At 38.9% G+C, this 14,353-nt stretch carries 15 protein-coding genes; 10 read left to right on the top strand and 5 right to left on the bottom strand.

All coding sequences use genetic code 11. From position 1 onward, the window contains the following. Window positions 1–510, top strand: coding sequence for a GNAT family N-acetyltransferase (locus tag WNY98_RS05540; RefSeq protein ID WP_024596740.1), 510 nt, complete (start codon window positions 1–3; stop codon window positions 508–510). Window positions 511–545: 35 nt separating this feature from the next. Here WNY98_RS05540 and WNY98_RS05535 read toward each other — a convergent pair whose 3' ends face one another. Further along, complete coding sequence (locus WNY98_RS05535) at window positions 546–932, bottom strand: MmcQ/YjbR family DNA-binding protein (RefSeq protein ID WP_039489238.1); 387 nt, start codon at window positions 930–932, stop codon at window positions 546–548. Between the two features lie 194 nt (window positions 933–1,126). On the opposite strand from WNY98_RS05535, the gene yeiP reads away from it, so the two are divergent. Together yeiP and WNY98_RS05525 are read left to right on the top strand one after the other, a co-directional pair. Continuing rightward, on the top strand, window positions 1,127–1,699 hold the full coding sequence (gene yeiP, locus WNY98_RS05530) for an elongation factor P-like protein YeiP (protein ID WP_002962153.1): 573 nt from the start codon (window positions 1,127–1,129) through the stop codon (window positions 1,697–1,699). A gap of 614 nt (window positions 1,700–2,313) precedes the next feature. Further along, window positions 2,314–2,508, top strand: coding sequence for a hypothetical protein (locus WNY98_RS05525; protein ID WP_182695843.1), 195 nt, complete (start codon window positions 2,314–2,316; stop codon window positions 2,506–2,508). Here WNY98_RS05525 and WNY98_RS05520 read toward each other — a convergent pair. Together WNY98_RS05520 and WNY98_RS05515 are read right to left on the bottom strand one after the other, a co-directional pair. Next, complete coding sequence (locus WNY98_RS05520) at window positions 2,505–4,757, bottom strand: EAL domain-containing protein (RefSeq protein ID WP_342877337.1); 2,253 nt, start codon at window positions 4,755–4,757, stop codon at window positions 2,505–2,507. The genes WNY98_RS05525 and WNY98_RS05520 overlap by 4 nt on opposite strands. Before the next feature lie 54 nt (window positions 4,758–4,811). Next, window positions 4,812–7,535 carry an insulinase family protein gene (locus tag WNY98_RS05515; RefSeq protein ID WP_342877336.1) on the bottom strand — a complete coding sequence of 908 codons (2,724 nt, stop codon included), beginning with the start codon at window positions 7,533–7,535 and terminating at the stop codon, window positions 4,812–4,814. A gap of 191 nt (window positions 7,536–7,726) precedes the next feature. Here WNY98_RS05515 and sixA point away from each other — a divergent pair, with 191 nt between their 5' ends. The 3 genes from sixA to WNY98_RS05500 are packed head-to-tail and all read left to right on the top strand — an operon-like array spanning window position 7,727 to window position 9,315. Beyond that, entirely contained in the window at window positions 7,727–8,197 is a 471-nt protein-coding gene (gene sixA / locus WNY98_RS05510; protein ID WP_024593905.1) for a phosphohistidine phosphatase SixA, read from the top strand. Window positions 8,198–8,215: 18 nt separating this feature from the next. After that, entirely contained in the window at window positions 8,216–8,572 is a 357-nt protein-coding gene (locus WNY98_RS05505) for a RidA family protein (RefSeq protein WP_342877335.1), read from the top strand. A gap of 5 nt (window positions 8,573–8,577) precedes the next feature. Next, on the top strand, window positions 8,578–9,315 hold the full coding sequence (locus tag WNY98_RS05500; protein ID WP_342877334.1) for an SDR family oxidoreductase: 738 nt from the start codon (window positions 8,578–8,580) through the stop codon (window positions 9,313–9,315). Window position 9,316: 1 nt separating this feature from the next. On the opposite strand, the gene WNY98_RS05495 is transcribed toward WNY98_RS05500, so the two are convergent. After that, entirely contained in the window at window positions 9,317–10,246 is a 930-nt protein-coding gene (locus WNY98_RS05495; protein WP_342877333.1) for an AEC family transporter, read from the bottom strand. Between the two features lie 27 nt (window positions 10,247–10,273). Continuing rightward, window positions 10,274–10,831, bottom strand: coding sequence for an endonuclease SmrB (smrB, locus tag WNY98_RS05490; RefSeq protein WP_024598396.1), 558 nt, complete (start codon window positions 10,829–10,831; stop codon window positions 10,274–10,276). Window positions 10,832–10,983: 152 nt separating this feature from the next. On the opposite strand from smrB, the gene prmB reads away from it, so the two are divergent. The 4 genes from prmB to WNY98_RS05470 all read left to right on the top strand — a co-directional run bounded on the left by prmB (window position 10,984) and on the right by WNY98_RS05470 (window position 14,333). Then, window positions 10,984–11,919 carry a 50S ribosomal protein L3 N(5)-glutamine methyltransferase gene (prmB, locus tag WNY98_RS05485; RefSeq protein ID WP_342877332.1) on the top strand — a complete coding sequence of 312 codons (936 nt, stop codon included), beginning with the start codon at window positions 10,984–10,986 and terminating at the stop codon, window positions 11,917–11,919. Between the two features lie 64 nt (window positions 11,920–11,983). Next, entirely contained in the window at window positions 11,984–13,081 is a 1,098-nt protein-coding gene (gene aroC, locus WNY98_RS05480) for a chorismate synthase (RefSeq protein WP_007377744.1), read from the top strand. Between the two features lie 120 nt (window positions 13,082–13,201). Continuing rightward, window positions 13,202–13,579, top strand: a complete 378-nt coding sequence (locus tag WNY98_RS05475; protein WP_076925502.1) for a DUF4112 domain-containing protein — start codon at window positions 13,202–13,204, stop codon at window positions 13,577–13,579. 106 nt (window positions 13,580–13,685) lie between these two features. Further along, a complete protein-coding gene (locus tag WNY98_RS05470) occupies window positions 13,686–14,333 on the top strand; it encodes a glutathione S-transferase family protein (RefSeq protein WP_342877331.1) in 648 nt (215 codons plus the stop codon). Window positions 14,334–14,353 lie beyond the last annotated feature (20 nt).

The following is a 14,353-nucleotide window of genomic DNA, read 5'->3' as shown; positions in this document are numbered from 1 at the left end:
ATGACATTATTTACACAAAGATTGAGCATGTACCAAATGGAAGAATCTGATTGGCCTCTTTTTCTAGCGCTTCATCGCGATCCTCAAGTCCTTAAGTATTGTTTTGATATGCCAATGGAGTCACTGATAAGAAACCGCTTTGAGATACGCTTACCTAAGTGGAATACTAAATCACGCCACCCACTGTGCTTACTCATTATTAATAATAAAACAAAACAACCAGTGGGTGTTACAGGCTTTGCCTATGACGGAGAAACCGCAGAGCTTGGTTATTTATTATTGCCAGAGTATTTTAATAAAGGCTACGCGACAGAGTCTTTAAGAGCTGTGATTGATTGGGCTTGGAAAGAATGTGGTATTAGGCAGTTTAAAGCTGTCGTAACGCGTGGCAATATTGGTTCTGAAAAGGTGCTTAGTAAGTGCGGCTTAACCCATACAGATACACTTTTTAAAGTGCATACAATAGGCGAAAAGTTATATGACGATTTAATTTATACGCTTAAGGTTTAAGGTTTTAATGGGCTAGTTTCCTAGCCCAAAAAGTGCTACAAGTGAAGTGCGATAGCTTTGCGGTCTTTTTCTGGCATGTTTTCTACGACTAAATTAAATGAGTTATCAATCATTCTCTCAATTTCACCTTGTGCAATTGTGCCGTCTAAAATTACTGTGTTCCATAAGCGTTTATTCATATGGTAACCAGGGATCACTGCCGGGAAAGTATCACGCAATGATATTGCTTCATCAGGATCGCATTTTAAGTTAAGCCACCAAATAACCTCACCATCATCATTAGTTTGACCGTCATTGCCAATAGCAAGAGTCGCAAACATTTTATGATTCACTTTATATACATCAACCTCTTGCGCAAATGGTTTTGTAACCTGAACAAGTGGTTTTTTAACTAAATACTCATGTACTTTTTTCTGGTCCATGATCCATTCCTTGAAGTCATACTCGGTAAAGCTACCATAGCAGTTTTTTTCACATTTGATTATATGTATTTTAGTATAAATTAAAATTTTACAAGCTAATACAACATGTAGCGTAAAACCAACGTAATTTTAGTTGAACAAAATCCAGTTCGTGGTATGTTTCTGCCAATCAAAAAAATAATAGGAATTCACACATGCCAAAGGCGAGTGATGTTAAAAAAGGTACTGCTATTGACTTCAATGGCCGCGTTTTAGTTGTAAAAGATATTGTGCGCTCTGTGCCGCAAGGTCGTGCTGGTGGTAGTTTATACCGTATGCGTTTATACGATGTGGTAACCGGTGGTAAAGTTGACGAAACATTTAAAGACAGTGACATGCTAACGCTGGCTGATTTAACACGCCGTGAAGTAATGCTATCGTACATTGATGGCGACGAGTATGTGTTCATGGATAATGAAGATTACACGCCTTACAACTTAAACAAAGATGCTATTAGCGAAGAAATTTTATTTGTTAATGAAGAAACGCAAGGCGTACACGTCATTGTTATTGATGGCGCGCCAGTAGGACTTGATTTACCATCAAGTGTTGAACTTGTTGTTGAAGAAACAGACCCATCTATTAAAGGTGCATCTGCAAGTGCTCGTTCAAAACCTGCACGTATGTCTACTGGCTTAAATATTTCTGTGCCAGAGCATATTTCAACAGGTGACCGTATCCGTATTAATACTGTTGAACACAAATTTATGGGTCGTGCTGAAAAGTAACTTGTAATACCAACCTGCATAAATCCTTGATCAATTTAACGAATTAAATTGCACTATAACGTCGTTAAAAGTTTTTTATTTACGACTGCATGGATGCAGGAGGTAGAGCAATGCAGGGAGCAATTGCCGAGAACAACTAGATATAAAAACTTTTGCCTAGGGCGTGTTGACCTTTCGTGGGTTAATTTGCAGCAGTATGTTTGGTTTTTAGGCAAGGCAGAGCCTATGTAGTGTGGTTATTCCCCATGAATAGGCGATAACGCAGCATAAATACCAAACATGCGCTGCCCTTTGGGTTCTTTCTAGGGACGATTAACTCTTTGTTGCTCGGTTTTTACTTAGCCCACTAGGTTACAAACCTCGCGCCGCGATTAAATCGCCCCTAGATTGAACAAATTTCAATCCACAAAGATCAACACGCCCTAGTTCTAGCGTAATTTTCTTAACGTTAAATAGACCCCATATATAAGCGATTGGTATAAATTATAATTTTAAAAGCCGAATCTGTGTTTTACAGGTTCGGCTTTTTTGTGCGCGGGGATTTGTTGCTTTAAATTTAATCACGTTAGCGTTAGAATAAGCGCCGTATTTTTGAGCAACTTTAAGGGGTAGCTTTGTTTATAGTTTTACTAAGCAGTGCATTTATAGCTTTAATGTATTTAGAAACCATTAAAAAAGGCATGCCAATTAAACGATGGCTGATTTTAGGCGGTTTATTTGGACCAGTAGCCTGGTGCTTGTTTAATCTACATTATCGTCGTGCTTTAGTTAGAAATGTAGGAATAAATGCGTGTATATGGCGCCCTTAATTTATCGACGCCACATCTTTATTTTTTCTAATTAAGCTTGGCGCTGCTTTACTTTGTTGTTGTTTTAAAAACGTAGTAAATTCAGCTTTTGATAAAGGTTTAGAGTAATAAAACCCTTGGACTGTTTCGCAGTTTAGGGTTTTAAGTATTTCTATTTGATCGGCTTGTTCAACACCTTCAGCAACAACATGTAAATCAAGGTTATGCGCAATAGTTACTATTGAGTCGACCATATTTCGGCCACGCTCATTTTTCATATCATCTATAAATGCTTTATCAACTTTGAGCGTGTTAAGTGGAAATTGTTTTAAATACGCTAACGATGAATAGCCTGTGCCAAAGTCGTCCATTGCTAAATGAATACCGCGTGCACTTAACGAACGCATAATGGAAATTGCTTCTTTAGGATCATCCATTACCGTACCTTCGGTTATTTCAAGCTCTAAAAAGTATGAAGGTAATTCGTTTTTTTGTAAAATAACATCAATACGCGATGTTAAGTCCGGTAAGCTAAATTGTTTTGCAGATAAATTAACGGCAACTCTGCCGTTAAATAAACCGCTATCGAGCCATTCTTTAACGTCTCTACAGGCTTTATTTAATACGACTTCACCTATTTCTATTATTTGTCCTGTTTCTTCTGCAATCGGTATAAACACACCAGGACTAATAATGCCTTTTTTGGGTGTAATAAAGCGCACTAACGCTTCCATTCCGGTTAGCTTGCCTGTGCGAATATTCATTTTTGGTTGGTAGTACACTTCAAAATGGTCTTCTTTTAAACCAAAGCGCATGAGGTTTTCAATTTGCAGTCGTTTAACGGCTTGACGGTTCATCGTGTCGTTAAAAAATAAGTAGCTGTTACCTTTCTTTTTAGCATGATACATGGCGGTATCTGCATTTTTTAAAAGCAGTTCAGGCGTATTACCGTCTTCAGGGAATAATACAATACCTACACTTGAGGTGATTGCCAGTTCGTGGCCTGCCATTTTAAATGGTGTAGCAATGGCTGCTAAAAACTGTTTTGCCATGCGTGTAATTACATGAATGTCGTTAGTGTCAGACATTACCAGAGCAAACTCATCGCCGCCTAAACGATAAAATACATCATTCTCGCGGGTTAGTTTATTTAAGCGCATTGCTAGTTTAGCTAATAAGCTGTCACCTAGCTGATGTCCTAACGAATCATTTATTTTTTTAAAGTTATCTAAGTCGAACACAAGCAATGCGTGGTGCGAGTTGAGTTTTACTAGTTTATGTAAATCGGTAAAAAATAAATTTCGGTTAGGGAGACTGGTTGTGCGATCTCGATTCGATAAATTATGTAACTGTGACTCGGCTTTTTTACGCTCTGTTAAATCGGAATAAACCACTACATAGTTGGTTATTTGATTTTGATCGTTTTTAATTTCATCTATCGATATTTCTATAGGCAATAAAATGCGTTCACTATTACGAAGTTTTACTTCTTGTTGAATATGTTCGCGCTCTTTTACTATTTCAATAATTTTGTTTGTATAGCTTGGCTCGTACCCAGATAGATTAAAATCTTTTCCTAAGTATTGCTCGCGTACGCCACCAAACAAGGTTAAAAAGCTAGGGTTTATATCAACCAGTTTAAAGTTTTTATCGTAAATTGCTAAGGCGTCGGTGAGCGACTCAACACATTTAGCAAACAGGTTTAAGCGCTCTTCAGTTGATTTTAGCTGTGATATATCACGTACTGTACCTGTCATTCTTAGAGGTGATAAGTTAGCGTCTTTTTCAATTATTTTTCCGCGATCGAGTACCCAGTGCCAACGTCCAAATGTATCTTTGATCCGGTAAGTAGCTTCAAAAAAAGCAGACTGCTGCGCAAAGTGTACCTTTAATAAGTGCTCAACGTTATTAATATCGTGAGGGTGAATAAGGCCTTTATTTGGCGGAAACCCCATTAAGGTAGTTGAATCCATTAAGTACTTATCGTTAATACGAATAACTTCGCCTGTTTTTATGTTCCAGTCCCAAAGCGTATCGCCACTACCTTCTACAGTACTTTTAAGGCGTTTTTCAGAAAGGCGGAGCTGGCGACGTGATCGTCTAAGTTTGTGGATCACAAATAACAGGTAGGGCAAAGCAAGCGCTATAATGGCGCTTGCTAGTATAAGTATATTGTCGGAGTTGTAATTAAATGATGACTCAAAGGCAAAAAGCTCAAATGAGTAAGCAAGTACTACAAGCATGCTTAGTTTTATTATTATTTTTATCATTTTTTTATTACTTCTAATTTACAAATGATAATTTAAAACAAGCTAAACCTAGTGTCAAAGAGATTGAGAGTAAACGGGCATATTTTGAGATTTATTGACTTTTGCCGAGCTTAAAAGCTCATATCTTGGTCTATTATCATCAAATAGGCTTAGTGCATAAACTTTAAGTTCTTTTAGGGTTAGCGCATTTAAGGCATCTAAAAGTCGCTGCTGCATATGAAATTCATGATCTCTATTGCCTATAGCAAGCCATAACCTTTGTGAGCGCAGGCGCAGGTTTTTATCTTTTTCTGCAATATGAGTACTAAGGCCGTGTTTTTGCTGTTGCCAATCGTTTTCATCAAGTGCATCAATGTTATCAAGGTAGTTTTTAATAAAGCTGTTATGACGATGCAATAAAGTTTTTGCATCAAACTTAGGTGACTGCACATAAAATGCGATCCCAGCACGCGTATTAAATGGTGCATAACCTGCGCCTACTAAGTAGCCTAGCTGCTGTGTAGTTCGTAATTCATTAAAGTAATCTTGATTAATTAAATGATTTAACGCCATCATTTTTACTTTTTCGGCCACGCAATCCGTTTGCGCTTGATAGTAAATAACCATTGCATGGTCGCTACAAGGAAGTTCTAACTCGTAGCGAGTTACTTTTTTAATTTCAAAAAGAGGGCGTCTTAAATCTTCAATTATGGCTGCGTTTTTTAAGTGATCTGCGACCTTTTTTTGAAAGGCTATTGCATCACTTTGCTGCCAGTTACCATGTAAAAATGATTCAACATGTAGTGCTTTAAAAAAGTCTGTTCTAAACTCATTAAATTGCTGAAAACAGGTGTTTTTTAATGCTGATGCAAGCTCCCCTGGTTGTGGGTTCCAAGGCATTATTTTTGCGCCTAAAATGCTAAACAACTCACTCACAGGTTTGTTTTGGTTACTATTGCGCCAATGCCTTACAAGTTGTTTTTTATATTCAGCAAAGCGTTTTGCACAAATTTCTACATTAAATAAAGCATCTATTAATTGATCAACTAGCTCTAACTGGCTAGATGAAAGCCCCGCAGTATGTAAAGTTAACCCACCTTGATGCGAAGTTAAGTGGTAGCTAAGTCCTGCAAGTTCTGCTGGATAAAATTGCTCGCCTACGCTATCCATAAATAAATCTGTAAATAAGCGGGTGAGTGCCATATGCTTTACATCTTTTACGGCAAAATCAGAATCCATGGCCAAATAAAAATGACCTTTAGCAACACGAAATGTGTTGTCTTGTTTAAACCAAAAGTCAAAACCGGGTTCTTTTACTAATAACTCGGGTTTTGTTTGTGGTTTTATGACATCAAATAACACCACTTCTTTTGTCAAATAAGGATTAGCGGTAGGCAGCAGCATTTCGCTCAGCGGTTTATTTATCTCGCTAAGTGCATCAAGCCAATTAGGTGAAATATGTTCTACTTTATATGGTGTGTTGTACCATGCGGTTTTATGTTCAGGCTCTACATCTGGATGTATAAGTACGATGCGCATATTATGTGGCGTTAACCACTGCATGGCCATTTCGTGGGTCGCTTTTTTAAAGCCTTCCATTAAATAGTCGCCTTGCACGTAATTTGCTTTGTCGTAATGCTGCATATTAATGCTTAAATTACTGACCCAATCAATCAAGCGTGACTTTTCTTGGTTATCGAATGCTATTTGTAATAGATTTTTTTTATCTTGGTATAAGCGCGGCAATTTTTCGGTGTTATCGTTAATTAAGCAAATGTATTCAAACACCATTTCAATAATGTCTTCGAAGTATTCAATACCTTCATCGGTAAGCGCTAAACTAATATTAAAGTCTTTAAAGTTGCTGCCATTAATACCACCGCCAGCAGAAAGCGCGTTTATCCAGCCTTGCTCTTTTAAAATAGAATAAAGAGAACCCGCGCCTTCATAGCCAAGTAAATGGGCAATAAAACTCACTGTTTTGTGGCGATAAAAGTCGTCAATATTAGGCATAGCAAAACTTATGATAAGTTTTTGCATATGCTTATGCGGCTCAATATGAAGTATTTTTCCTATGTCTTGTTTGCGATAGAGTGGCTCACTGATCTCTGGCTTTTTGAGGTTTTTATTACCCTTAATTGCGCCAAAGTAAGTTTGTGCCCAGCTTTGTAGTGTGTTTAATGTTTCGTTTGCGCAAATAACTAAAGTCATCCACTGAGCTTGGTACTGACTATTAAAAAAGTCGCGAAGCTCATCACTAATACAGCGCTCTCTGTCAGCTAAGGTTTGTAGGTTTCCTACAGAAAATTTAGCAAATGGATGAGCTGGATTTACCGTTTCTTTGTGGGCTTGATAAATACGGCGACCATCGTCTTTTATTTTTAGTTTAAACTCGGCTTCAATTGCGTTGCGTTCTTTTTCTGTTTCGGCTGAATTTAAAAGTGGCGCAATAAAAAAACGGCTAAATTGGGTAAGCGCCTGTTCAAATTCTTGGTTATTAATATCAAAAAAGTAACAGGTATGCTCAGTGCCAGTCCACGCATTAGTGTTGCCGCCAGCTTGCGAAACAAAATTATTAAAACTGCCTGAATCTGGGTATTGGTCTGTGCCTAAAAAAAGCATGTGCTCTAAAAAGTGTGCTAGGCCTTGCCTATCAAGAGGATCGTCAAAATGCCCAGCGTTAACTGCCATTGATGCTGCCGCTTTTGTAGAATCTTTATCTTGCACTAATAGTACTTTTAGACCATTGTCCAGTGTAAAGGCGCGGTATGCTCTGTTATCATTGCGGCTGATATTCAAATGATGCTCCTGAAACTAAACGTTTACTTGTTAACAACAGATGATGGCTTCAGGAAAGCGAAATACAGCTTAAAGATTTACCTGAATCTCATGAAAGAATTATTTAGAAATAAATAGATTTATGTTGTTAATATAGCTGACAAATGGGCAAACTGGCTACTGTTTTATATTCTTTAATCGGTTGATTTTTTATGAAAACAATCCTAATAATGCGCCACGGCGAAGCAACACCCATGCAGGCTGATGATGCAGGTAGAAATTTAACCCAAGCAGGGCACGATGAAGCTGAAAAAATGGGCCTTTGGCTCAGTAAAGCACATTGCCCTGATGCACTGTTAGTTAGTCCTTACATTCGTGCACAGCAAACAGCTGCAGGTGTAGCTAAAAATAACGTATTTAAATTTAGCGAAACCACGTCCGATATTATCCCCGAAGGCAAACCTCAAATTGCTGCTGACTATCTTGAAACGCTTATTGCTACTCATCCCCAATGCAATACATGGCTTATAGTGGCACACATGCCTATTGTAAGTTATTTAGTGGATCAATTAAGCCCTGGTAATATGCCAATTTTTAATACAGGTGCTGTTGCTGTTATTAGTTATGATGAGCAAACCCAGCGTAGTAGTTATATAAGTATAAATGCCCCAGAAAACCTTTAAATAATTGAGAAAAGTATTATGACGATAGAACGCTTACAAACAGGTGCGCGCATGAGCCGCATAGTAAAACATAATGGCACTGTGTATTTATGTGGGCAGGTATGCGCCGACGCGCAAAAAGGTATTAAAGAGCAAACTCAAACTATGCTTGTTAAAGTAGAGGCGCTGCTTGATGAAGCAGGGAGTTCAAAAGAACATATGCTTAGCGCAACTATTTACGTAAAAAGCATGGAATACTTTGCTGATATGAATGCGGTATGGGATACATGGGTAACCGAGGGGTATGCACCTGCACGTGCTTGTGTGGAAGCTAAAATGGCACGTGATGCTCTGCTTGTTGAAATTTCAGTCGTTGCAGCTTTAAAAGAATATTAGCTTTAATGACTCGCTCCCCCGTTGTACTTATCACCGGCTCTAGTCGAGGTATTGGCGCTGCAACAGCATTATATTTTGCAAAGCAAGGGTATAGTGTTTGTATAAACTATAAAACTGATGAATCAAGCGCACGATTAGTGGCAGAAAAAATAAGGATGTTTGGCGTAAAAACTGAGATATTTAAAGCTGACGTATCGTATGAGCCTGATGTGTTAGCTTTATTCTTATTTATAGATGAAATCTTTGGAAGACTCGATGTATTGGTAAACAATGCAGGTATATTAAAAGGTCAAATGACTTTACTAGAAATGGACGCAGAGCGTATAAACTATATTCTGAGTACAAACATTACCAGTGCTTTTTTATGTAGCCGTGAGGCACTAAAGCGAATGGAAAATGGCGGCAGTATTGTTAATGTGTCCTCTGCGGCTGCTAAAACGGGCTCTCCTAATGAGTACATTGATTATGCCGCATCTAAAGGTGCAATGGACACATTTACTATTGGCTTAGCAAAAGAAGTAGCAAGTACAGGTATTCGTGTTAACTCGGTTAGACCTGGGCTCATCTACACGGATATGCATAGCGATGGTGGCGAAAAAGACCGAGTCGATCGGCTTAAAAGTAAATTACCCCTTGGTAGAGGCGGTACACCCGAAGAAGTGGCTGCAGCAATTTATTTTTTAGCTTCAGAGCACGCTTCTTTTACAACGGGTAGTTTTGTTGATGTAGCCGGCGGTTTGTAGGCTAAATTAATAAAGCTAGCCAAAACGTAAAGCTAATAACACTTAAGATGGTAGACAATACCACAGCCCCAGCAAGAGTAGCTTCATGCTGCTTTATTTGACTCGCAATAAGATAAGCATTTACGCCTACAGGGGACGCACTTAAAAGTACCAATACGTTAAGTATTTGCGTGTCTAGTTTGAATATATAAGTACCTACCAATAAAACTAGCGCAGGCAATAAAAATATTTTTAAAATTGATGCTATTAAGGCCGGTTGCCAATTTGCTGCTATTTTATAAAAAGCTAAATTTGCACCAAGTACAAATAACGCACAGGCAATTGCTGGTTTAGCTAATAGCTCTAAACTATTTGCCAAGTCTGTGAACAGTGTTACTCCTAATATGTTTAATATAAGCCCGCACCCGATACTCAGTACTATTGGGTTTAACACCATACTTTTCCCAAAGTGCGACCACGAAAATTTATCGCTACTGCCTTTAGCCCCTATTAAAAAAGTAAGTGCAAATAACAATGTGCTATGAAAAGTAATAATCATAAACGCAATTGCTATCATCTCTTTGCCAAGCGATGCAATAACAATAGGAATACCCACTAACACCATATTTGAATAGCTAGAAGCAAGTCCAAATACACCGTGTTGTTGGTAATTTTTTAAATGCTTTTTACTTAAATAAAAGCGGTCAATTAAAATACCCACCCCAAATACACTCAGTACAGGTATGTAAAAGCTCAAAAATGCAAAAAGGCTAATGCTTTGTTGTAAGTTAATTTGCGACATATTTAATAATAAAAAAGCAGGCAAACTAATATAAAAAGTAAACTTACTCAGGCCTGCAATATGCTGCTTTTCGAAAAATTTTAATCGGCAACAGCTATAACCTAGCCCAACAATGAAAATGAGCGGAAAAATAATTGAAAAAATATGCACGTAGTTACATCCTAGTAATAGCTAAAGTTAGCGTCTAAATTCATCACTTTGCGGTAAGTTAATTAGTATAAGTACTGCACCTCTACCACCATATTCGAGAGGAGCTTGATGCATTGCTATTACGTCTGGGTGCTGTACTAAGTATTGAGGCACTTTGTGCTTTAGTACGCCGCCGCCAATACCGTGCACCACACATGCACAATAGTAATGCTGCTTTTTACATTCGTGAATGAGTCCAGCGAGTTCATCTTTAGCAAGTTCTTTATTTAAACCATGTAAATCTAGCGTCAAATCGGGTGCAAAGTCACCACGGCGAAGCTGTTTAGCTAAAAAGCTGTCTTGGCCTGGTTTTACATATTTTACGGTGCCATGTGTATCTATATCGGGAATATAAACGTCTGAGAAAAAAAATTCAGACTGAGCCTGCTTTTTTTGCTGGGCAAATTGCTTAGCTTGTGACACCTTAGGTTTTGTATCAAAACGATGAGTATCTTGTTTAAATACCTTGGCGCCTGTGATCGTTTGACGAAATAAGCTTATGTCGTCATTGCTTAGGGACGAATGTGATGGAGTGTCTTTTTTCATAACTATTACCTAAACAAAAAAACGTAAAAACGCAGCGCAAAAGGCGGTACAATACTTAAATGAGGGGCAATTGTAATTTGCCCAGCGCAGATAGGCAATGCAATCGTCTTAAAGACTCAAAACAGTCAGTAAGCTAATACAGGTAAAAATATATGAGCGATTTACAAATAGAAGAAGCAACACTCGAAGAAGCCGTTGCAGAACTGTCAACTTTACATGACTGGTTACGTTGGACTACAAGCCAATTTGCAAGTAGTAGTATATTTTTTGGACACGGTACAGATAACGCATGGGATGAAGCTGTAAGCTTATTACTGCCTGCGCTTAGCTTGCCTGTTGATGCGCCAAAAGAATTAATGCACGCGCGTTTAACAAGCACAGAAAAAAACCGACTTGCGGGTCTTATTGCAGAACGTATTAACGACTGCACACCAGTACCTTACTTAACAAACATTGCATGGTTTGCGGGTATGCCATTTTATGTGGATGAACGTGTACTTATACCTCGCTCACCGTTTGCTGAGCTTATCAGCAATCGCTTTACACCTTGGCTTGGAGAGCCACAATCGGTTAACCGCATATTAGATTTATGTACGGGGTCGGGTTGTATCGCAATTGCACTTGCGCAAGCTTTTGAGGAAGCACAAGTTGATGCGGTAGATATATCGTATGAAGCACTTGAAGTGACAGATATTAACATTAACGATTACATGTTAACTGACCGTGTGTTACCCATTCAGTCTGATGTATTTAGCGGTGTACCAGGTCAAAAATACGACCTAATAGTAGCAAACCCGCCGTATGTTGATGCAGAAGATATGGCTGACTTGCCACGCGAATTTCATCATGAGCCAGAGCTTGGACTTGCATCAGGCCACGATGGTTTAGACGTAACGCGTACTATCTTAAGTGAAGCGAGTGAGCATCTAACTGATAACGGTTTGTTATTTGTAGAAGTTGGCAACTCTATGGTACATATGGATGCACTGTATCCGGGCGCACCGTTTGAATGGATCGAATTTGAACAAGGCGGCTTAGGTGTATTTGTAATTAGCAAAAAACAGCTAGATGAGTATTTTTCAAAATAAGTAAAAAAAGAATAGCCAAGCCTTGTGCTTGGCTATCGGTAGTCATTAGGAATGAGGAAAGTTAATGGCAGGTAATAGCATTGGACAGTTATTTAAAGTGTCCACCTTTGGTGAGAGCCACGGCGTTGCATTAGGCGGCGTTGTTGATGGTACTCCCGCAGGTCTTGAAATCACAGAGGCCGACTTACAAATTGATTTAGATCGCCGAAAACCAGGCCAAAGCCGTTATACAACGCAGCGCCGCGAAAGCGATCAAATAAAAATATTAGCAGGCGTTTTTGAAGGTAAAACCACAGGTACTAGCATTGGTTTATTAATTGAAAACACCGATCAACGCTCGCAAGATTACGGCAAAATTAAAGATGTATTTCGCCCAGGTCATGGCGATTACACGTATTGGCATAAGTACGGCTTGCGCGACTATCGCGGTGGCGGTCGTTCGTCTGCACGCGAAACCGCGATACGCGTAGCGGCAGGCGCTATCGCTAAAAAATACTTAAAGCAATTTCATGGTATTGAAGTTAAAGCATGTTTAAGCCAGCTAGGTCCTATTAAGGCGGAAACGTTTGATTGGGATGAAGTTGAAAATAACTTATTTTTCTTTCCTGATGCAAGTAAGCTTGAAGCGCTTGACGAATATATGCGTGACCTTAAAAAGCAAGGTGACTCAGTTGGCGCTAAAGTAAAAGTAGTGGCAAGCAACGTACCTGTAGGTCTTGGTGAGCCAGTATTTGACCGCCTTGACGCCGAACTTGCACACTCATTAATGAGTATTAATGCTGTTAAAGGCGTGGAAATTGGTGATGGCTTTGATGTAGTTGAGCAAAAAGGCTCTGAGCATCGTGACGAGTTAACCCCTGAAGGTTTTACATCAAACCATGCGGGTGGCGTACTTGCGGGTATTTCGACAGGGCAAGATATTATTGCTTCTATCGCGCTAAAACCAACGTCGAGCATTACTATTCCGGGTAAAAGTATTAATACAAGCAACGAAGCGGTTGAGATGATCACCAAAGGTCGTCACGATCCGTGTGTGGGCATTCGTGCAATCCCGATTGCTGAGGCAATGATGGCTATTACATTAATGGACCATTTACTGCGTCAACGCGGACAAAATCCACATGTAAATCACGAACACGGGCCAATTAACGGCTCTGTGTAAAGATTTATAATTATAAAAAAACGCGGACTACCGCGTTTTTTTATGTCTGTAATTTAGTTTGAAGCCTTTCAGGAGTTGTTCAAGTAAGCCCTATATACTGCAAGAAGGAGGGTAGTAATCATGAACGATAATATTAATGAACACTCACAAATAAAAGCCCAAGCTGCAATAGCCCGCTTAGAGCGATTCAGTAAGTTAACTGATAGCAGCATTGGCATACCTTTTACTAAATTTAATATAGGTTTGGAGGCTGTAATTGGTTTAATTCCCGTTATAGGTGATGCCGCAGGGCTAATTTTATCAAGTTATGTGCTTATAGAAGCGCAGCGTTTAGGGGTGAGTAAACGTATAAAGACTAAGATGATTATCAATATGCTCATTGACTTTGTGGGCGGATTAGTGCCATTTTTTGGCGATATATTTGATGCATTTTTTAAAGCCAATACGCGTAATACTCGACTATTAAAAAAACATTTAAACAAGCAGTTAAGTGAGTAATTTATAGCTTTAAGTAACAGTTAGCAAAGAGACTTTAAACAAAATGTTGTTGGTTGTTTAATCACCTAGTAAGGTAGGAGCGTCTATTCACTTTGGTATCTACAATATGCAATTATTTATCGGTAATAAAAACTACTCTAGCTGGTCATTACGCGCATGGTATTTAATGAGTAAATTTGATGTTGAGTTTAGTGAAAACCAGCTAGTACTCGACACCCCTGACTTTTACAATGAACTAAAAAAGACCTTTGCTTTGCAAAAAGTCCCAGCGTTAATTGATGGCGATTTACAGGTATGGGATTCGCTAGCAATTTGTGAATATATTAACGATGCTTACTTATCAGGCGCTGCATGGCCAAAATATATTACCCAAAGAGCTAAAGCGCGTGCGCTAAGTGCTGAAATGCATTCGGGCTTTATGTCACTGCGCAGTGAAATGCCAATGAATATAAGAGCAACCCGTAAAGTAGAACTATCGAGCGAAGCACTAAAAGACATAGCCCGTATAGACGAGATATTTGCACAGCAACAAAATGTGTTTCCAAATGAGTGGTTTTTTGGTGACTTTAGTATTGCTGACGCCATGTATGTGCCTGTTGTACTGCGCTTAAAAACCTATCAAATTACGTTATCGCCAGAGGCGCAGCAATATTGTGATTTTGTGATGCGTTGCCCCGTATTGCAAACTTGGATTACTCAGGCATTAACCGAGACCGATATTGTAGAATGTGATGAAGCAGGCACGCCTGCATAACTATTGCTTTTATGTGATTT

Origin of the sequence: Pseudoalteromonas sp. AS71, from assembly GCF_038900275.1 — a bacterium.
GTDB lineage: Bacteria > Pseudomonadota > Gammaproteobacteria > Enterobacterales > Alteromonadaceae > Pseudoalteromonas.
Note: the sequence above shows the minus strand (reverse complement) of the source record. Positions and strands in the feature narration are given on the sequence as shown.